The organism is Mycobacterium sp. (genome assembly GCF_025965855.1).
In the GTDB taxonomy this organism is placed as follows: Bacteria; Actinomycetota; Actinomycetes; order Mycobacteriales; family Mycobacteriaceae; genus Mycobacterium.
In genome coordinates, this window is record NZ_JAOPWB010000229.1 from 1 (window position 1) to 18,130 (window position 18,130).

The window sequence follows — 18,130 nt, forward strand, 5'->3', positions numbered from 1 at the left end:
CTGCGGCGAAACTCGCCGTCGGCGACTGGATCGAACGGGTCTACAACCGGCGCCGACGCCACTCATCCATCGGTATGCTCAGCCCCGTCGAGTTCGAAAACCAACTCACTCAGACGGCACAAGCCGCTTGACCCCGTGTCCACCAAACGGGGTCAAGCCCACATTGGGGTTGACCCCTGTCAACAATGGTGGAGCGAATCGTAAGCCGACGGGCAGAGGAGCAGGCCCTCGTCCACTTCCTTGACTCGGCGCTTTGCGAACCGTCTGCTTTGGTCATCGAGGGACCCACGAATCCGAATCGCCCAAACAGTAGGAAATCCCCTGATGCCAGCCGGGCCGACGGTCGGTAGCTTGGGCCAATGGGTCTTGACGCGGCGAATCTTGAGCGTTTCCTCGTCGAGTGGTACGGACCCCGGGCGCCGGCCCGTTCCATCGGCGAGACGGCGGGACGTCTCAACGACGGCGCCGCGTCCATCTCGGCGCGAGGTGCGCAGATTCGGTTGCTGATGGCGCTGGCCGTCCCTGCAGATGGCTACGCCTTCGGCGTCTTCGCCGCCGAATCGGCAGAAACGGTCGCGCAGGTGTGCGCCGATGCCGGGGCTCCTGCGGAAAGGATCAGCGCCGTCGTCGGATGGTCGAACACTGGCGATTACTGATCGCCCAAGTCCGGATGCAACCGTTCCTACTGCGGTACCTGGGGCGCGATCTTTCGGGCGAGGTTGATGGCAGCCGAATTGGCCTGGTCCGGCGAGAGTTTCAGCACCGCAACCTGAACGGTATTGACCCTATTGCCGGCAGCGAACTCGACTTGGCCGCCGCCCAGCAGGCGCGTGCCATCGGGTCCCGGCGTTGAGGGATCCGGGAAGCCGGGCTCCGGTGGAGGCAATTTGTTGTTACGTGCCGTGCCTGGGTTGCTGATCGTAATTGATACGGACTCGAGCGTGGTCGGGTTGTCCCAGGAACAACTACCCATCTCAGGGTCCTTGCCGGCCGACTTACCCGGCACGGTGATTCCAAGAATCGACGAAATATCTTGCGGCGACAGCATTGAGCAAGCATCGATCGCTTTGGCGGTCTTACTTGCGCCCGGGGCTGCGCTGGCCGAACCGCTTTGCTGGCCACTTGGACTACTCGCGTGGGATTGACAGCCTGCCACCGCACAGCCCAGCGCCACAGCGGCCATAAGGTGATTGACATTCGCCTTCATGAGGGACTCCTAACGTTCGTTCTCGACGTTACTTTCACGCATCGGTCGCTGAATCAGGGTTGCCCCCACACTTTCGGAAGCCTTGAGGTTCAGAACGACGTCACACTTCGATCGCTAACGGACATGCCGTGACCGCTGCGGTCATTGGTGAATTTCGTGGCGTCTGGGGTGGCGACGATCGTCCAGCCCTGTGCGCTGTAGGTCTGAAAATCGAGCGTTACGTGACCCTCGAGCGCACCGAGATCGGCTTCCACCCAATGCAATTGGCCATTCGCTGTGACGCTGACGGTGTGGTAATGCTGCCCACCTTTGGTCGTCGGCCAGTTGTTCGCCGCAGTCTGACAGGCAACGAGTTCCACGCGCACGTACCCTTGGACGTTCGGTGTCAGCGGAATCGCAGGCGGCGGCGGTGGGGTGGACGTCGAGATCAGGCTGTAGCCTCCGGGCACTCCTCCCCGCGCGAATCCCACGGCAGTGGCCGCCAACCTAGCGGACATTATGCCTTCCCGCCCGGCAAACCCGACTCGCGCCAGACGTACTACGACGTGACCGCTCAACACGTTCGGATTCCTCTCCCGGTGACCAAGCGTTGCGAGATCCGACGCTATGGGTCCGGGAGCATCCGACACATCAGGGGTTTCACTACAGTTTCGACGACACAGCGCGGCGAATCCTCGTCCGCAGCCGGATCAGACGTCAGCCGGTGACGGCGAGTACGGCTGCGGCGAGCTCAGGGCGGCAGACCACCAGGTCCGGCAGCTTCGGGTCCGGTTGGTTGTACGCCAGCGGCGAACCGTCGATGCGGGAGGTGTGCAAACCCGCGGCCCGGGCCACCGCCACCGGGGCAGCCGAGTCCCATTCGAATTGACCGCCAGCATGGACGTACACGTCGGACGACCCCTGCACAATCGACGCCACCTTGGCTCCGGCGGAACCCATCTCCACCAATATGCCGTCCAGGGCATCGCGAACGGCCAACGCGATCGCGGGTGGCCGGGTGCGGGACACCACGATGCGCGGCTTGCCTGGCGCGGGGGGAGGTGCATCAACGTCTGGTGTGGCCAGCGTGATGCCCTGCGCCGGTAGCGCTACTGCACCGGCAATAAGCTCACCGGTCTGCCAGAGCGCGACGTGCACCGCCCAGTCGTTGCGCCCGAGCTCGGAGAATTCCCGCGTGCCGTCGAGCGGGTCGACAATCCACACCCGCTCCGATCGCAGTCGTACCGGGTCGTCCGCGCCCTCCTCGGATAGCACCGCGTCGTCAGGCCGCTCGCTGGCGAGTGCTTCCATGAGAAAGTCGTGGGACTGCTTGTCCCCCGCGGCTTTCCGCTCGCTGGCGTCGGCATCGGCGAATTGCTGCCGCACCCCGAGCAACAGCCGCCCCGCCTCCGCGGCCAACCGCGCGGCCAGCGCGTGGTCATTCACTGGTGACTCCACAAGCGATCACAATCCTCAATAAGTTGGTAGCGTTGACCAAATTTACCGTGCGACGATTCTTGGGACAGGGCCCCCCGGGTGTGACGTTTCTGCCATAACCTAGTAAGCGTGAGCGGCGACGTCTCGTCATCGAGCCGGCTGCGGTTTCCGGGGGGCAACCGGGGGGTCGTCGGCGTCGTCGTGGCTGTTCTGCTGATCGGGGTACTCACCTTCGTCGGAGTCAAGCTGCTCCAGCGCCACGAGGGCGCTCCGGCCCAGGCCCCCACCCAAACATCGCAACCGACCAGTTTCGCCATCCCCGGGTGTTACAACCCGTCGGTCCCGCCGGTCGAGCGTCCGAAGAAGCTCAGTATTTTGGGATGCGCCAGCGTAGCCGTTGCGCTGCAAGACATGTCGTGGACCTCATGGGGACCGCAGGGCGCCGATGGGACCGGTACCGCCGTGTTCAAGATCTGCGATCCCAATTGCGCGGCCGGGTATCAACTCACCGACCCGGTTGTCGTGCATGCGTGGAACGCGCAGCCGCCGCGCCCCGACGCGATCTGCCAGTCAGGGCTGAAGATCTTTGCCGACCTGGTCTTGGCCTTCCCGGAGGCGGCCCCACCGCCCACCGCTCAGAAAACCAACACCCAGTACAACGGAATGCCGGCAGTGCACTACGTCAACTACTCGGGTGGCAACGCCCGCGACGCCCAATTCATCGGCTACACGTTCTGCAATTAGCCGTTGATCAGACCTCGATGACGACGGCGCCGCCCTGACCGCCGCCCGCACACATCGCCGCGACACCGATTCCGCCGCCGCGCCGTACCAGCTCATAGGCCAGCGTGGTGATCATGCGTGCGCCCGAGGCCGCGATGGGGTGGCCGAGGCTGCACCCGCTACCGGAGAAATTCACCTTCTCCTCGTCGATGCCGTACTCGCGGCACGCCGCGATCGGCACCGAGGCGAACGCCTCGTTGATCTCCCACAGCGCCACGTCGTCGACCGACAGCCCGACCCGCTGCAGCACCTTCCCGATCACCTTGACCGCACCCAGACCGCAGTCCCTGGGCGGTACGCCCACGGCGGCCCACGCCCTGACCGTGCCCATCACGTTCAGCTTCTCGGCGAGGGCGTAGTCGCGGTCGACCAACGCGACCGCTGCGGCGGCGTCGTTGGTGCCGCTGCTGTTGCCCGCCGTGATCGAAAATCCCTCGATCTCGGGGTGCAGCACCTTGAGCGCGGCAAGCTTCTCGACGGTGGTGTCGCGCCGGGGATGCTCGTCGACCGAGAAATCGGTCACCGAACCGTCGGCCTGGGTGACCTTGAGCGGGACGATCTCGTCGAGGAACTTCCCCGCGTCCATCGCCGCGATGGCGCGCTCATGCGACCGAGCCGCCCAGGCGTCCATCTCCTCGCGGGTGATGCCGACCGTCTGCGCGGTGTTCCACCCCACGGTGATCGACATGTCCCTGGTGGGCGCGTCCGGCGTCTCGACGTGCGTGGGCGGCAACCACCGCTCCTCGAACTTCAGCTCGGGGCCGGGAATCCGCTGGTTCATCAACGGCGTCATCGACAGCGACTGCACTCCACCGGCGATGAGCACGCGCTCCATCCCGGAACCTATCTGGGCCGCGGCGTTGCCGATCGCGGTGAGGCTGCCCGCGCAGTGCCGGTTCACCGCCTGGCCGGGGATGTCCTCCATGCCCGTCGCGGCGGCCGCGTAACGAGCCAAATCCCCACCGCCGTAGTGTGATTCGGCGAAGATGATGTCGTCGATGAAGGAAGGGTCGATGCCCGACCTGCGCACCACCTCGGGGAGCACCATGGTGATGAGCGTCTCGGGCGGCGTGTTGGCGAGGGCGCCTTTGAAGGAGCGGCCGATCGCCGTCCTGGTGGCTCCGACGATCACGGGTGTAGCCATGTTCTCAACCTCGGACTGTTTCGGCTGCGGTCGGCAGCAACGGGTGGCTGGAATCGTATCCAATACCGTATGAGCAATAGTAACGGGGTAGGTTCCATCCGCCGCGGTCGGTTGGCAGATCTTTCCCATCGCGGTTCGCTGGAGCGGATTCAGCGCCACGGGCGTAACGCCACGGCGAGAAAACCGATGAAATCCCGCCATGGCGTTACGCCCGCGTAAGCGACTGGCGGCGAGCGTCGGCCACCGCGCACGACACAATGGGTCCATGACCACCACACCCCTCGCCGGACCTGACGCGACCCAGACCGCCGCACACCGCGTCGCGACAATGCTCGTGGGCATCGGCACCCTGCACTTCCTGGCACCCAAACCGTTCGACGCCATCGTTCCCGCCGAGCTGCCGGGAGACGCACGGCTCTACACCTACGCATCGGGACTCGCCGAGTTATCCATCGGAACGTTGCTGGTACCGCGACGCACCCGACGGCTGGCCGCCCTGGCGGCCGCCATGCTGTTCGTCAGCGTGTTCCCGGCCAACGTCAACATGGTTCGGTTGTGGTGGGACAAGCCCTGGCCGATGCGCATCGCCGCGCTGGCCAGGCTGCCGCTACAGATTCCGATGATCACCATCGCGCTCAAAATCAGGCGGAACAGCTAGAGGTCCACGTGAGCACGACGGCCATCGCGGTACTGCTCGCATTAGCGGCCGCGTTGATGATCGGCATCGGCGATGTCCTCGAGCAGCGATCCGCCCAACAGGTCACAGACAAACCGGTCGGCACCTTCGCACTTTTTCACCGGCTGCTGCGCGATCGCCGATGGTGGACGGGCAGTCTCGTGGCCGCCGCCGGGTTCGGCCTGCAAGCCGCGGCTCTGGGCCTGGGTTCCGTGGTACTGGTGCAGGCGCTGTCGGTGACCTCATTGCTGTTCGCGTTGCTCATCAGTGCGGCGGTCGACCACCGCAGAATCACTCGCTGGCAAGGGATCTGCGGCGTGCTGCTTGCCGCCGCCGTCACCGTGGTGGTTACGGTCGGCAACCCGCAGGCCGGGATCCCGAGGGGGTCGGTTCGGACATGGATCATCGTCGGCTTGGTGATGGGCCCGGGCCTGTTCCTGTGTGTGATTGGCGCTCGGATGTTCTCGGGTTGGGTCGGCGCGCTGCTGCTGGGGGTGATGTCAGGTTCGCTGTGGGGCGTGTTCACGGTCTTGACAAAGGGTGTCGTCGACCAGCTCGGCCACGGCATCCCGGCGCTGCTGCGCACACCCGAGTTGTATGTGTGGGCGGTGCTGGGCCTCGCCGCCACGGCCTGGGAGCAGTCGGCATTTCGGGCCGGCTCGCTGACCGCGTCGCTGCCCGCGGTGACCGTCGCCGAACCCATCGTCGGATCGGTGCTCGGCGTCACCGTGCTGGGTGAGACGCTGAGCACCAACAACATCGGCATGGTCGCGATCGGCGTGTCGGTCGCGGTGATGATCGCGGCGACGGTGGCGCTGGCCCACAGCCAGGCGACGCGATCAGATCTCCCGCGAACCGATCCGGTGTAGGGTGCCGTCCGGATCGACGTAGGCGAATTCCCTTAAGCCGTAGGGCGTCTCGTGTGGTTCGATCAGGCGGCCGGCGAGATTTTCCAGTGCCGCCCACTCCGCGTAGAGGGCGTCGGCGTCACTGACGTAGAGATACACACTGGCGGCGGTGCGCAGCGGATCGTGCTCGGCCCATTCGGTGAGGTGGATCGAGACGGAGCCGCGGTCGACGAACCCGTAGCGCTCTGGGCCCTCGTAGCCGCGCGCGTCGAATCCGAGTTTGCGATAGCGGTCAAGCGCGACATCCAGATTCTGAACGGGCACGATCGGTGACACAGAGTTGAACTCGATTTCGGGCATACCACAGTGTGCGACGGCGCGTGCTGTCGTATGCTCCACCCGCAAACCATCTCTGAATAGCCGACGCGTGGGGGTGCGCGGAGCGCTTGAGGAGCCAACTCAAGCACGAAGGGCACTAAAACCATGCGCAAGCAAACCGCCGCGATCGCCATCGCCGCCGTCGGGATACTGGTCGCGGGCTGCGACAGCAGCAACGGGGGCGGCGCCGCCTCGTCATCGACGACCACCACCACCCCGTCGAAGCCGCCCCTGGCCCAGGGCGTGCTGCTGAACCTCATGCTCACTCCGCCCGAGATCGACAGCGCGGTGGGCGCCAACGGAACGACGGTCGCCGACAAATCCGACACGCTGCCCGACGACAGCAATTCGCCCTACCCGCAGGGATACAAATTTCCGGCCGAATGCCTTTACGTTCAGCACCCCGGCGAGGCCCCCGTCTATGCCGGCAGCGGGAACACGGCGTCTCACGGGGAACGCGACACGACGCCGCTTCCGCCCGGTTCGAACGATCCAGACCCGGAGGTGACCCAGGTGGTGGTGTTGTTCCCTTCCGCCAAGGAGGCGAACGCCTTCTTCACCGCCTCCACCCAGCGCTGGCCCGCCTGCGCCGACCGCCAGGGCACGATTCCCGGGGACGCGGACGCGCCTGAAATTCAGTGGAAGGCAGGAGCGGTCTCCAACGCCAACGGGGTTTTGAGCACCACCACGAGCGTGACCGCGAGCAAGAACGGCGCCACCCTGTCCCAGAGCTGCCAACGGGCGTTGACCGTGCGCAACAACGTCGTGATCGACGTCGACGCGTGCCGCAAGGACCCAGGGGACTTGGCCGTCACCGTCGCCAATCAGATCGCCGGCAAAGTCGACAAGCAATAACTCACCCGCACAAGCGATTTAGGTAACCGGCCGGCGGGCCGTATTCCCGATTGCCACCCGACGTTTACCTACTGGCTCTAGCTATCCCCCGCGGCGGCGGCGTACGCTCTGGCGGCCGAGCCGGTCAAGCCACGATACTTGCGCCATCACCGAACCTGGTTGTAAGCCGTACCCGCACATGGCATCCTGCGGACGACTGTCGCACAGCGTTGAGGAGGACAAGTGAGCACATCAGAGACGGCGAAGCCCCGCGGTGGGCTGCCGGTGATCCATCTCTCCGAGCTGCTGCGCGCGCCGGTCGTGGCCCGCGCCGGTGAGGCCGTGGGCCGCGTCGAGGACGTGATCGTGCGGCTGGGGGGCGCGGACGACTATCCGGCAGTGACCGGGATTGTGGCCGGGGTCGGCGGGCGTCGGGTGTTCATCGGCACCAAATCCATTGACGAGTTCGCTCCGAAACGGATTGTCCTGACCAAGAACAAAGTTGACCTCCGCGGCTTCGAGCGCCGCGACGGTGAGGTGCTGTTGCGTGCCGACGTGTTGGGTCACCGGCTGATCGATGTGGCCGCCGCGGATTTGGTGCGCGCGTACGACGTCGAGCTCGAGGACACCGGCGCCGGGTGGGTGGTTGCGCGGCTGGATACCCGCCGGCCACCGACGTTGTTCGGGCTGATCAAGCACTCCGGCGGGCATGCGGCCCGCGATTGGAAGGCGTTCGAACCGCTGATCGGTCACGTCCGCTCCGATGCGGTGCGTCGTCACTGGGGTCGAGTCGGCGGGTTCAAAGCTGCCGAGATCGCCGATCTACTCGAGGAGGCCGACAAGGCCGAAGGCGGCGAAATTCTCGACCGGGTCCGCAGTGACCCGGAATTGGAAGCCGACGTGTTCGAGGAGCTGGACCCCGACAAGGCCAGCCGGCTCCTGAACGGCATGCCCGACGACGAGGTCGCCGCCCTGTTGGGCCGGATGCGCGCCGACGACGCCGCCGACGCGATCACCGACCTGCGCCAGTCGCGACGCCGGCGCGTGCTGGAGCTGATGCCCGGCCCGCAGCGCACCAAGGTGATCACGCTGATGGGGTTCAACCCCGAAAGCGCCGGCGGGTTGATGAACGTCGACTTCGTCTCTTGTGCCGCCACCGCGACCGTGGGCTCGGCGCTGGCGCTGATAGCCGCCGCGCGCAACGTCCAGCCGGAGGCGTTGATCAAGCTGCATGTTCTCGACGAAGGCGGACGGCTGGCCGGTGTAGTGTCCGTGATCACCCTGTTGCAGGCCGATCCCGTTGAAAGCGTTGGGGCACTGATGGATTCCGATCCGGTATGCGTCAGCGCCGACGCCGATCTGACCGACATCGCGCTGTTGATGGCCGACTTCAACCTCTACTCTGTCCCCGTCGTCGACGAGAAGGACCGCGTGCTCGGGGTGGTCACCGTCGACGACGTGCTGGAAGCGACCATCCCCGAGGACTGGCGCCGACGCGAACCCGCCCCCCGTCCGTTCCGTGAAATCACCCAACCGACCGACAGCCACGCCCCCGGAGCCGAGGCACCGTGACGTCAAGCGCCGACGAGACCGCACACCCCGTGGCGCCGGCCGGCAGCGCCGAACCGGCCGCGGCCCGGCGCAGCGCGGTGCTCGACAATGCACACCTGGGCGATATCGAGGGTGCGTTCGGGCGCATCAAACTCAGCGACATTGACCGTCCGCGGACGTGGAAGACCCGGCTGCTGACGCTGCTGGCCATCGTCGGTCCCGGGATCATCGTGATGGTCGGCGACAACGACGCCGGCGGGGTGGCCACCTACGCCCAGGCCGGCCAGAACTACGGCTACTCCCTGTTGTGGGTGCTGCTGCTGCTCATCCCGGTGCTCATCGTCAACCAGGAGATGGTGGTCCGGCTCGGTGCGGTCACCGGGGTGGGTCACGCCCGGCTGATCAACGAACGCTTCGGCCGCGGCTGGGGCTGGTTCTCGGTCGGTGACCTGTTCCTGCTCAACTTCCTGACGATCGTCACCGAGTTCATCGGCATCACCCTGGCCGCCGACTACATCGGCGTGTCCAAATACGTTGTGGTCCCTATCTCGGCGGTGGCGCTGGTCGCCATCATGGCAAGCGGCAGCTTCCGGCGGTGGGAGCGGGCCATGTTCGTCTTCATCGCCGTCACCCTGCTGCAGATCCCGATGCTGTTGTTGTCGCACCCGCAGTGGGCGCACGCGGCGAAGTCCTTTGTGGTGCCGAGCATCCTGGGTGGCGTGAGTTCGGATGCGGTGTTGTTGATCATCGCCATCGTCGGCACGACCGTCGCGCCCTGGCAGCTGTTCTTTCAGCAGTCCAATGTCGTCGACAAACGGATCACGCCGCGTTTCATGGCCTATGAACGCGCCGACACCGTGCTGGGGGCCTTCGTCGTCATCGTCGGCGCCTCGGCGCTGGTGATGACCGGCGAATGGGCAGCGCGCTCCACCAACACCCTGGGCGGCTTCACCGACGCCGGGGCCATCGCGCACCTGCTCGGCCAACACAGCGGGGTGCTCGGCGCATTTTTCGCCATCGTGCTGATGGACGCCTCGATCATCGGCGCCGCCGCGGTGACGCTGGCCACCAGTTACGCCTTCGGCGACGTCTTCGGCCTCAAGCATTCGCTGCACCGCGGGTTCGCCGACGCCAAGCAGTTCTACCTGTCCTACACCGCGATGGTGGCGCTGGCCGCGGCCATCGTGCTGATCCCCGGTGCCCCGCTGGGTTTGATCACCACCGCCGTGCAGGCCCTCGCCGGCCTGCTCTTGCCCAGCGCCAGCGTGTTCCTCCTGTTGCTGTGCAACGACCGGGAAGTGTTGGGGCCCTGGGTCAATCGGGGCTGGATCAACTGGGTCGCCGGGCTGATCGTCGGTATACTGCTGCTGTTGTCGGGGATCCTGATGGCTACCACCCTGTTCCCCCACATCGACGTCGTTGCCGTCGCCGGGTACCTGACCCTGGCGCTGGTCATACTCGCGGCGGCCGCGGTACCGGCGCTGCGCTGGATGGCCCGCGGCCAGCCCGCGCCACCGGCCGCAAAGCCTCCGGCGCGTGCCGTCGACCGCAACACCTGGCGGATGCCGCCGCTGACCCTGCTCGAACCGGTGACCTGGTCCCCCGGCACCCGGCTCGGCATGATCGCCCTGCGCGGCTACCTGGTCATCGGCGCGCTGCTGCTGGTGGTCAAAGCCGTCCAGCTCGGCCGCTAGGCGCTGTGACGCCACCCCTATTGAGGCAAAGCCTCGCCCCGGGTCTCGGGCGCCAGCGGGATGACGAAAAGCCCGATGACGAACGCGATGGCCGTCAGCGCGACGGGAAAGCCCAGCGTGTGCGTGTGCAGGACCGCCGCGCCAAGCAGGAAGTTCACGCCGGCGCCGACGAAGCGGCCGAACGAGGTGCAGAACGCGAACGCCGTCGCGCGCACGCGCGTCTCGAACTGCTCGGGTAACCAGAGGCTGAAGATGGCGAAGTTGCCGCCGAAGAACCCGAGCACGAACAGCCACGCGATGAACGGCGCGAGCCCGTTCGGCAGATAAAACGCCCAGCCGAAGCTGCCGGCGATCGAGACAGCCATTCCCGCAAAGTAAATAGCGAGCGTCTTTCGGCGCCCGATGCGCTCCGAGAGCACCGGCACGATCAGACACCCCAAGATGGTGCCGATCGACAACAGGCCCGTGGCCCACGATGCGGTTCTGGTTGCGCCGGCCTTGTCGAAACCCGCGTGCTGCGCCAGCTGAATCACGGCCGTGGGTTCGTAGACGGCTCCGGCCCACAGGCCCACGATCGCAATCGTCAGCAGCGCGCAGGCCACCCAGGTGCGATGCCGGTAGCGGGGCCCGAGAATCTCGCGCAACGGCTTCACGCGAACCGTGGAGTCAGCTTCGAGCTTCTCCCACTTTTCGGTTTCCTGTACGCGGGTGAGGATCAGGATCGCGACGACGATGGGCACCGCGCCGGTAAGAAACATTGCGCGCCAACCGAAATGCACGCCGATCGTGTAATTCAGGGCCGCCGCCAGAAAGAATCCGGCGTAGTAGCCGGTCTGCAAGTAACCCGCCCCCATCTTGCGCCGGTCCTCGGGCCACGCCTCGGCCACGTAAGTCCCGGCGAGCGCCCACTCACCGCCGATACCGACACCCGCGATGAAGCGGAAAATAGCGAGCTGCCAGACGTTTTGCGCCGCGGCCGAAAGCCCCGTGAAGATCGCGAAGGTGAAGATGGTCGCGGCCAGCACCTTGGTCCGCCCGAAGCGGTCGGCAATCGGCCCCCAGATGAACGACAGCCCCCAGCCCACGAGGAACAGGGCAAACAGGATCGATCCCGCGAGACCGACGTTGGTCGATGTCGCGGCAAAACCCGAACGCGGTAGCAGCTCGGTCAGCGCGGGGGCGAGCACGAGCGCGTAGATGAACGAATCCATTCCGTCGAGCGTCCAGCCCGTCCATGCGCCCCAGAATCCCGCGATCTGGGAACGATTGAGCGGTGTGCGACGCCTGGTGAGACTCGCCCGTCGCGTCGTTGAAGTCATCTGGCCTCCGTTGACACGGGTGTACGACTGCCGGAATTCGCCTGCGCGCGAGCCGGTGTGGCGCTGGCGGGCGTGGTCAGCGAGCACCTGCTCGGCACCGGCGAACTACTCCACCGCGTCCTCGGCCAAAATGCCGAGGTTGTTCGATCAATCGGCAGCCCGCCGAAATTGTCGCGTCGGTAAATTCGAGCGAAATCAAGAGCTGTGGAAGCGGCAGACAGCAGGCCCGGTAATTCAACGCCGAAACGGGCGGTGGCTCGCCGGGGCGGTGAAGCCTTCGGTGTCATCGAAGAACGCCCATTGTCCCTCGTCGTCGACCTCCATGCGCCACCCCAGCTTTGGGCTGCCCGCGATGGCCTGGGTGAACCACGCGTGTGCGGCCTCCGCGCTCTCGAAATGCCTGGTCGCCACAATCCCGCCATGTGGGTCGACGATCCGGAACTTGGCCATGCGATGTGATTATCCCTTCCAGCCGGAATTCAATCGCATTTAATGCCCCCTGACTACTGCATTGAAGGGGCGAAACCCTGGTAGGTCGATGGCCACCCGAAACGCCAAGTAACGCTCACACCGTGCGCGCCAGACGCTGCGCAAGCAGCTCGGCGAACCGTGCCGGATCCTCGAGCGCGCCGCCTTCGGCGAGAAGCGCTGTGCCGTAGAGCAATTCGGCGGTCTCGGCGACCACAGTGAGCGCAGTGTCGTCGTCCGCCTTCTTCTGCGCGTCCCGCAGCCCCGTGACGAGCGGGTGATTCGGGTTGAGTTCGAGGATTCGCTTGCCGACCGGAATGTCCTGCCCGGACGCACGGTAGAGGCGGGCGAGCGCCGGTGTGATCCCGAAGGCGTCGGTGATCAGGCAGGCCGGCGACTCGGTCAGGCGGGTCGACAGCCGCACTTCCTTGACGTGCTCGCTCAAGGTCTCCTTCAACCAGGCCAGCAGGTCGGCGAACTCTTTCTGCTGCTCCTCGCGCTCGGCGTCGCTACTGTCCTCTTCGGAGTCGAGATCGACCTCGCCCTTGGCCACCGACTGCAGCGGTTTGCCGTCGAACTCGTCGACGACTCCCACCCACACCTCGTCGACCGGGTCGGTGAGCAGCAGGACCTCGTAGCCCTTGGCCCTGAACGCTTCGAGGTGCGGCGACTTCACCAGCTGCTGGCGCGTCTCGCCGGTGGCGTAGAAGATCTGCGTCTGGCCTTCCTTCATGCGCTCGACGTACTCGGCCAGCGTGGTGGCCTCTTCCTCGCTGTGGGTGGACGCGAACGAGGAGATCTGCAGCAGCATGTCGCGGTTGTCGGCGTCGGACAGCAGGCCCTCCTTGATGGCCCTGCCGAATTGGGTCCACACGGTGCGGTAGTCGTCCGGCCGCTCGGACTGCAGCTCCTTGATGGTGGACAAGATCTTCTTGGTCAGCCGGCGGCGGATCACCTTGATCTGCCGGTCCTGCTGCAGGATTTCGCGGGAGACGTTGAGCGACATGTCTTGTGCGTCGACGACGCCCTTGACGAAGCGCAGGTACTTGGGCAGCAGCTGGTCGCAGTCGCCCATGATGAACACGCGCTTGACATACAGCTGGATTCCGACGTGGGAGTCGCGGTCGAACAGATCGAACGGGGCGTGGGAGGGAATGAACAGCAAGGCCTGGTACTCGAAGGTGCCCTCGGCCCTCATCGCGATAACCTCGAGCGGGTCATCCCAGCCGTGCGCGATATGCTTGTAAAACTCGTTGTACTCCTCGTCGGAGACCTCGTCCTTGGGCCTGGCCCACAGCGCCTTCATCGAGTTGAGGGTCTCTGTCTCGAGGGTGACGGTCTCCTGGCCACCTTCCCCTTCTTCCGAGGCGGCTGGGCTGCGTTGCTCGACCTCCATCCGGATGGGCCAGGCGATGAAGTCGGAGTACCTTTTGACCAGGTTCCTGATCTTCCACTCCGCGGTGTAGTCGTGCAGGTCGTCCTCGGCGTCTTCGGGCTTGAGGTGCAGGGTGACCGAGGTTCCCTGAGGGGCGCCGTCGACGGATTCGATGGTGTAGGTGCCTTCGCCGCTGGATTCCCACCTGGTGGCTTCGCTCTCGCCGGCCTTGCGGGTCAGCAGCTCAACCTTGTCGGCGACCATGAAACTCGAGTAGAAGCCGATGCCGAACTGGCCGATCAGTTCTTCGGAGGCCGCTGTGTTCTCGAGGTTCTTCGACTCCCTGAGCCGCTGGCGCAGCTCGGCGGTACCCGACTTGGCCAGCGTCCCGATCAGGTCCACCACTTCCTCGCGCGTCATCCCGATGCCGTTGTCGCGGATGGTGAGCGTCCTTGCGCTTTTGTCGACGTCGATCTCGATGTGCAGATCGGTGGTGTCGACGTCGAGGTCCTTGTTGCGAAAGGCTTCCAGCCGCAGCTTGTCGAGCGCATCGGAGGCGTTCGAGATCAGCTCCCGCAGAAACGAATCCTTGTTGGAGTAGACCGAGTGAACCATCAAATCCAGCAGTTGCCGGGCCTCCGCCTGAAACTCCAACTGCTCGACACGTGCGTTCATTACATTCCCTGCACTTTCCTTCGGGACATGACTTTCCAAATTTACCGAGATGCGGATGGTCCACGCCCAGGGGCTGGCCCTACCCTCGACGCATGTCCGTTGCTCAGCGCGAACGCGCCGCCCTCGTCGACACCATGCGCGCCGTCGGGCCCGATGCGCCCACCCTGTGCGAAGGCTGGAAGACGCGAGACCTAGCCGCCCACCTGGTGATCCGGGAATACCGGCCCGACGCCGCACCGGGCATCCTCATCCCGTTCTTCGCCTCCCACACCGCAAAGGTGCAGGACGAGGTGGCTTCGAAGAACGATTGGGACGAGCTGGTGAACAAGGTCGCGGCCGGCCCGCCGGTCTACTCACCGTTCATATTGCTCGACCCGATCGCCAATGTCGCGGAGATGTTCATCCACCATGAGGACGTGCGCCGAGCGCAGCCGGGTTGGGAGCCGCGCGTGCTCGAACAAGGGCTGTGCCGAGCGCTGCGCCGCACGCTGTCGCTGATGGCCCGCCTGACGCTGGCGAAGGTCCCCGGCCGGGTGGCCTTGCGCATCCCGGAGGGCAAGACGGTGCTGACCGCCGGTCAGGGGCCGGCGGTCGTGGTGACCGGCGCTCCCGAGGAGCTGCTGTTGTTCTCCGTCGGGCGTCAGGCACGCGTCGAGTTCGACGGCGACGCGGCGGCGGTGCAGGCGGTCCGCGACCCGCCCAAGGGGTTGTAGGCGTCTGGGACCCCGAGACGCGGCCTCACATGATGGCTGGAGTGGCGAACCACAAGCCCAGGATCACCGCCGTCACCGCCACGGGCCAGGTCTCGAATGCGGCGCGCGCCGGGAGCGGTGCCTGCCGTAGTTCCATGAAGTCCAGCATCACGTACCTGACCTTCACGGCGGCGATCAGAAAGATCCCGACCACCGCGACGGCAGGGCGGACTAGATCTTTGGACAGTCCCCACGTCGTAACGCAGGTCAAAGCCATGAGGCCCAACCAAACCAAAGTGACCCGCTCACGCAACACTGACATCAGGCCGCCTTCATTAGGTAGAGCAAGGGGAACAGCACGATCCACAACAGATCGACTAGGTGCCAGAATGAGGCCACCGATTCCGGCACCGCCCGGTGCGCGCTGCTGAAGGCGCCGCTTCGCGACCTGATCCACAAGAAGGTCAGCAGGCTGGTGCCCACCACCACGTGCGTGAGGTGGATCCCGGTCAGTGTGAAGTACCACATGTAGAAGGCGTCGGTGCCCGGCATGATGCCGTGGGCGAACTTCTGGAAGTACTCGATCGACTTGGACATCACGAACATCAGCCCGGTGACCACGCCGCCGAGCAGGTAGCGGGGCACTCGGTCGATGAGGTCACGCTTGAGGGCTTGGATGGCAAGCGCGACCGACCAGGAGCTGGTCAGCAGAATCAGCGTGTCGATGCCGCCCAGGTTTATGTTGAGCGCGTGCCGGGAGGCCTCGAAGAGGGCCGGGTCCTTGAGCCGATCCTGCATGAACGTCAGAAACAGGATCGCGAAAATGACCGAGTCGGCGCCGATGAAAACCCAGACACCATCCACACCGGGAAGGCGTCTGGGTTTCACTCGGTCAGTAGTAACAACCCCCACACGACTAAGCGTTGACGCGCCCGGCGGCCTCATCCTCGGCCTGGATCCGGTCGACGGCCTTGACGACGAAGTAGGACAGCGACGGGATCCAGAAGAACCAGGTGAAGAACGCGACCCAGAAGCTGATCACGCCGTTGAAGGCCAGCGGCCCTGTCGTCACAAACGGGATCGCGCTCACCACGAAGAACGACGCGAACGTGATCCAGCCCCACCAGCTGACGGCGTCCGGAACCAGCTTCTTCTCCCGCTTGTCTCGCATGAACACGATGCTGCAGGCGGCGATCTGCAGAGAGGTGACGAAGTACGCCAGGTCGAATAGGAGCCAGCCCATCCAGTAGAGCATGTGCACGACGCCTGGATCGAGGTAATGGACCTCGTGCGCGGCGGTCAGCCATGCCATGCAAGCCGTCATGATCGGCGCGCAGGTGATCGTGCCACCCATCATCTCGAGCTTGGACAACACACCGCCGGGACCCTCGACACGTTCCATCACCCGGGCGATGGCCACGCTCCACGCCATGTAGAAGGAGGTTATCGTGAGGGCGACGCTCATCCCGATCAAGAGCGGCAGCCTGAGCTGGGAGAAGTGCGCCCAAACCTGATCCGGCGTCGCGTTGGGCGAGAACGGCGGCATGTTGCGGCCCAGGAATCCCCACAGCGCGACGAACAGGACCAGGAACGTGGGGCCCGCGCACCCCAGGATCTTCCATATCTTGTAATCGGTTGGGTACGGCGACAACCCACGCGCGGGGGTGACGGCGCTGGGTTCGGCATGTATGGCCATCGGATCTGCTCCCTAATGACGGTCTACGAGCGATATCGGCGGTCGGAGGACGCCAAGCGCCCCCGACATCTCCATCGTCACCGACGCGGCCCGTCCCACGCTTCACCCGAACGAGCGCCTTTTGGTCACCTATTTGGGGCATCTCCCGGAAATCGCGGGCTAAAACCCTGCGCCGTACACCTCGTGGCCGGGCTTCTCAGCCGCGAGGCCGCGATACGCCTCCTCCGGGGTTGCGCCGTGGTTGACGACGCCGTCGACTTCGCGCGCGATCGGCATGGGAATGCCGTAGTTCAGGGCGAACTCCATGATGACACTGGCGGCCTTGACGCCCTCGGCGACCTGATTCATCGATGCGATGATCTCGTCGATCTGCTTGCCCGCGCCGAGCTGCTCGCCGACATGCCGATTGCGGCTGCGCTGACTGGTGCAGGTGACGATGAGATCGCCGATACCCGCCAGGCCTGCGAAGGTGTCGCGGTGCCCGCCGGCCGCTTCGCCGAGCTTGGACATCTCGCGCACCGCGCGCGTCATCACCATGGCACGGGTGTTCTCGCCGATGCCGACCGAGTAGCCCATGCCCACGGCGATCGCGTAGACGTTCTTCAGGGCGCCAGCCATTTCGACACCGACCACGTCATCGGTGGTGTACGTCCGAAATCGCCTGGTACGGAATAGCTCCGCGAGTTTTGCGGCCAGATGCTGGTCCGGCATTGCCAGTACCGCCGCCGCCGCATAGCCCTCGGCCACCTCGCGAGCGATGTTCGGCCCGGCCAGGATGCCGGCCGGATGCCCGGGCAGAATTTCGTCGACGATCTGACTCATCCGCATGTTAGTGCCCTGTTCGAGACCCTTCACCAGCGACACCACCGGAACCCACGGGCGCAACTCACTGGCGAGTTCGCTCAGCACCTTACGGAAGCCGTGCGACGGCACACCCATGACGATGACGTCGGCGCAATTGGCCGCCTCGGAGAAGTCGGTGGTGGCGCGCAGAGTTTCGCTCAGCACGACGTCGTTGCCGAGATAGCGCTTGTTTCGGTGGTTTTCGTTGATGTCTTTCGCCGTGACCTCTGAGCGCACCCACTGCAGCGTGGGTCCGCGGCGCGCGCAGATGGACGCGATGGTCGTTCCCCAGGAGCCGCCCCCGAGGACGACGACGTTGGGTTGGCGCTGAGAAGGACTCATGCTGACCACGCGCCGATGCGCCGGCCGAGCGGGCTTCTGTTCGATCGGAAGGGGGTCTGGCTCGCGTTGGATTCTTCCTCCATGACGCCGTCCGTCCTTCCTGGCGCATCCTGGCAGCGCGCCATCGACCGACTCGCCGCTGCGGCCCGGTGCGCGGCACCCCGTGACTAGTTATGCACCGTCATCCTC

The 18,130-nt window shown here is 65.4% G+C and carries 21 protein-coding genes; 9 read left to right on the forward strand and 12 right to left on the reverse strand.

Annotated features, from left to right (window positions below; genetic code table 11):
* Positions 1-131 (forward strand): IS3 family transposase (locus JWP83_RS19395; protein WP_297733322.1); only part of this gene is annotated, 131 nt, incomplete at its 5' end.
* Positions 132-359: 228 nt separating this feature from the next.
* On the forward strand, positions 360-656 hold the full coding sequence (locus JWP83_RS19400) for a hypothetical protein (protein ID WP_297733218.1): 297 nt from the start codon (positions 360-362) through the stop codon (positions 654-656).
* A gap of 26 nt (positions 657-682) precedes the next feature.
* On the opposite strand, the gene JWP83_RS19405 is transcribed toward JWP83_RS19400, so the two are convergent.
* The 3 genes from JWP83_RS19405 to JWP83_RS19415 all read right to left on the reverse strand — a co-directional run bounded on the left by JWP83_RS19405 (position 683) and on the right by JWP83_RS19415 (position 2,632).
* Positions 683-1,207, reverse strand: coding sequence for a hypothetical protein (locus JWP83_RS19405; protein ID WP_297733221.1), 525 nt, complete (start codon positions 1,205-1,207; stop codon positions 683-685).
* Between the two features lie 89 nt (positions 1,208-1,296).
* Positions 1,297-1,566: a hypothetical protein gene (locus JWP83_RS19410; RefSeq protein ID WP_297733224.1), complete on the reverse strand. Its 270-nt coding sequence runs from the start codon at positions 1,564-1,566 to the stop codon at positions 1,297-1,299.
* A 337-nt stretch (positions 1,567-1,903) separates the two neighbouring features.
* The gene (locus tag JWP83_RS19415) at positions 1,904-2,632 is read right to left on the reverse strand and encodes a 3'(2'),5'-bisphosphate nucleotidase CysQ (RefSeq protein WP_297733227.1); all 729 of its coding nucleotides are present in this window, start codon (positions 2,630-2,632) and stop codon (positions 1,904-1,906) included.
* A 150-nt stretch (positions 2,633-2,782) separates the two neighbouring features.
* Here JWP83_RS19415 and JWP83_RS19420 point away from each other — a divergent pair, with 150 nt between their 5' ends.
* Positions 2,783-3,367, forward strand: coding sequence for a hypothetical protein (locus JWP83_RS19420; protein ID WP_297733325.1), 585 nt, complete (start codon positions 2,783-2,785; stop codon positions 3,365-3,367).
* Between the two features lie 7 nt (positions 3,368-3,374).
* On the opposite strand, the gene JWP83_RS19425 is transcribed toward JWP83_RS19420, so the two are convergent.
* Entirely contained in the window at positions 3,375-4,550 is a 1,176-nt protein-coding gene (locus tag JWP83_RS19425; RefSeq protein ID WP_297733231.1) for a thiolase family protein, read from the reverse strand.
* A gap of 265 nt (positions 4,551-4,815) precedes the next feature.
* Here JWP83_RS19425 and JWP83_RS19430 point away from each other — a divergent pair, with 265 nt between their 5' ends.
* Positions 4,816-5,208 carry a hypothetical protein gene (locus JWP83_RS19430; RefSeq protein WP_297733234.1) on the forward strand — a complete coding sequence of 131 codons (393 nt, stop codon included), beginning with the start codon at positions 4,816-4,818 and terminating at the stop codon, positions 5,206-5,208.
* Positions 5,209-5,216: 8 nt separating this feature from the next.
* The gene (locus tag JWP83_RS19435) at positions 5,217-6,095 is read left to right on the forward strand and encodes a DMT family transporter (protein ID WP_297733237.1); all 879 of its coding nucleotides are present in this window, start codon (positions 5,217-5,219) and stop codon (positions 6,093-6,095) included.
* Here the strand turns inward: JWP83_RS19435 and JWP83_RS19440 are convergent.
* Positions 6,066-6,425, reverse strand: coding sequence for a VOC family protein (locus tag JWP83_RS19440; RefSeq protein ID WP_297733328.1), 360 nt, complete (start codon positions 6,423-6,425; stop codon positions 6,066-6,068). The two genes, JWP83_RS19435 and JWP83_RS19440, sit on opposite strands and share 30 nt — an antisense overlap.
* Positions 6,426-6,557: 132 nt before the next feature.
* Here JWP83_RS19440 and JWP83_RS19445 point away from each other — a divergent pair, with 132 nt between their 5' ends.
* The 3 genes from JWP83_RS19445 to JWP83_RS19455 all read left to right on the forward strand — a co-directional run bounded on the left by JWP83_RS19445 (position 6,558) and on the right by JWP83_RS19455 (position 10,531).
* Complete coding sequence (locus tag JWP83_RS19445) at positions 6,558-7,307, forward strand: sensor domain-containing protein (RefSeq protein ID WP_297733240.1); 750 nt, start codon at positions 6,558-6,560, stop codon at positions 7,305-7,307.
* A gap of 222 nt (positions 7,308-7,529) precedes the next feature.
* Entirely contained in the window at positions 7,530-8,858 is a 1,329-nt protein-coding gene (locus JWP83_RS19450; protein ID WP_297733243.1) for a CBS domain-containing protein, read from the forward strand.
* A gap of 29 nt (positions 8,859-8,887) precedes the next feature.
* Positions 8,888-10,531 carry an NRAMP family divalent metal transporter gene (locus JWP83_RS19455; RefSeq protein ID WP_297733331.1) on the forward strand — a complete coding sequence of 548 codons (1,644 nt, stop codon included), beginning with the start codon at positions 8,888-8,890 and terminating at the stop codon, positions 10,529-10,531.
* 17 nt (positions 10,532-10,548) lie between these two features.
* On the opposite strand, the gene JWP83_RS19460 is transcribed toward JWP83_RS19455, so the two are convergent.
* The 3 genes from JWP83_RS19460 to htpG form a co-directional block, all read right to left on the reverse strand.
* Positions 10,549-11,850, reverse strand: a complete 1,302-nt coding sequence (locus JWP83_RS19460) for an MFS transporter (protein WP_367185654.1) — start codon at positions 11,848-11,850, stop codon at positions 10,549-10,551.
* Positions 11,851-12,084: 234 nt separating this feature from the next.
* Positions 12,085-12,300: a hypothetical protein gene (locus JWP83_RS19465; RefSeq protein ID WP_297733246.1), complete on the reverse strand. Its 216-nt coding sequence runs from the start codon at positions 12,298-12,300 to the stop codon at positions 12,085-12,087.
* A 115-nt stretch (positions 12,301-12,415) separates the two neighbouring features.
* Positions 12,416-14,368, reverse strand: coding sequence for a molecular chaperone HtpG (gene htpG / locus JWP83_RS19470; RefSeq protein ID WP_297733249.1), 1,953 nt, complete (start codon positions 14,366-14,368; stop codon positions 12,416-12,418).
* A 92-nt stretch (positions 14,369-14,460) separates the two neighbouring features.
* Here htpG and JWP83_RS19475 point away from each other — a divergent pair, with 92 nt between their 5' ends.
* On the forward strand, positions 14,461-15,081 hold the full coding sequence (locus JWP83_RS19475) for a TIGR03085 family metal-binding protein (protein WP_297733252.1): 621 nt from the start codon (positions 14,461-14,463) through the stop codon (positions 15,079-15,081).
* Positions 15,082-15,106: 25 nt separating this feature from the next.
* Here the strand turns inward: JWP83_RS19475 and JWP83_RS19480 are convergent, their stop codons facing one another.
* From JWP83_RS19480 to JWP83_RS19495, 4 genes are all read right to left on the reverse strand, one after another.
* Positions 15,107-15,382, reverse strand: a complete 276-nt coding sequence (locus JWP83_RS19480; protein ID WP_297733256.1) for a cytochrome C oxidase subunit IV family protein — start codon at positions 15,380-15,382, stop codon at positions 15,107-15,109.
* Positions 15,382-15,948 carry a cytochrome c oxidase subunit 3 gene (locus tag JWP83_RS19485; RefSeq protein ID WP_297733259.1) on the reverse strand — a complete coding sequence of 189 codons (567 nt, stop codon included), beginning with the start codon at positions 15,946-15,948 and terminating at the stop codon, positions 15,382-15,384. The genes JWP83_RS19480 and JWP83_RS19485 overlap by 1 nt, the downstream gene beginning before the upstream one ends.
* A gap of 28 nt (positions 15,949-15,976) precedes the next feature.
* The gene (locus JWP83_RS19490) at positions 15,977-16,756 is read right to left on the reverse strand and encodes a hypothetical protein (RefSeq protein WP_297733262.1); all 780 of its coding nucleotides are present in this window, start codon (positions 16,754-16,756) and stop codon (positions 15,977-15,979) included.
* Between the two features lie 159 nt (positions 16,757-16,915).
* A complete protein-coding gene (locus tag JWP83_RS19495; protein WP_297733265.1) occupies positions 16,916-17,941 on the reverse strand; it encodes an NAD(P)H-dependent glycerol-3-phosphate dehydrogenase in 1,026 nt (341 codons plus the stop codon).
* Positions 17,942-18,130 lie beyond the last annotated feature (189 nt).

Bases quoted from the DNA above. Each gene is read 5' to 3' on its own strand.
- JWP83_RS19400 (WP_297733218.1), top strand. From the start codon at position 360: ATGGGTCTTGACGCGGCGAATCTTGAGCGTTTCCTCGTCGAGTGGTAC.
- JWP83_RS19405 (WP_297733221.1), bottom strand. From the start codon at position 1,207: ATGAAGGCGAATGTCAATCACCTTATGGCCGCTGTGGCGCTGGGCTGT.
- JWP83_RS19425 (WP_297733231.1), bottom strand. From the start codon at position 4,550: ATGGCTACACCCGTGATCGTCGGAGCCACCAGGACGGCGATCGGCCGC.
- JWP83_RS19430 (WP_297733234.1), top strand. From the start codon at position 4,816: ATGACCACCACACCCCTCGCCGGACCTGACGCGACCCAGACCGCCGCA.
- JWP83_RS19445 (WP_297733240.1), top strand. From the start codon at position 6,558: ATGCGCAAGCAAACCGCCGCGATCGCCATCGCCGCCGTCGGGATACTG.
- JWP83_RS19460 (WP_367185654.1), bottom strand. From the start codon at position 11,850: ATGACTTCAACGACGCGACGGGCGAGTCTCACCAGGCGTCGCACACCG.
- JWP83_RS19465 (WP_297733246.1), bottom strand. From the start codon at position 12,300: ATGGCCAAGTTCCGGATCGTCGACCCACATGGCGGGATTGTGGCGACC.
- htpG (WP_297733249.1), bottom strand. From the start codon at position 14,368: ATGAACGCACGTGTCGAGCAGTTGGAGTTTCAGGCGGAGGCCCGGCAA.
- JWP83_RS19475 (WP_297733252.1), top strand. From the start codon at position 14,461: ATGTCCGTTGCTCAGCGCGAACGCGCCGCCCTCGTCGACACCATGCGC.
- JWP83_RS19480 (WP_297733256.1), bottom strand. From the start codon at position 15,382: ATGTCAGTGTTGCGTGAGCGGGTCACTTTGGTTTGGTTGGGCCTCATG.
- JWP83_RS19490 (WP_297733262.1), bottom strand. From the start codon at position 16,756: ATGGCCATACATGCCGAACCCAGCGCCGTCACCCCCGCGCGTGGGTTG.
- JWP83_RS19495 (WP_297733265.1), bottom strand. From the start codon at position 17,941: ATGAGTCCTTCTCAGCGCCAACCCAACGTCGTCGTCCTCGGGGGCGGC.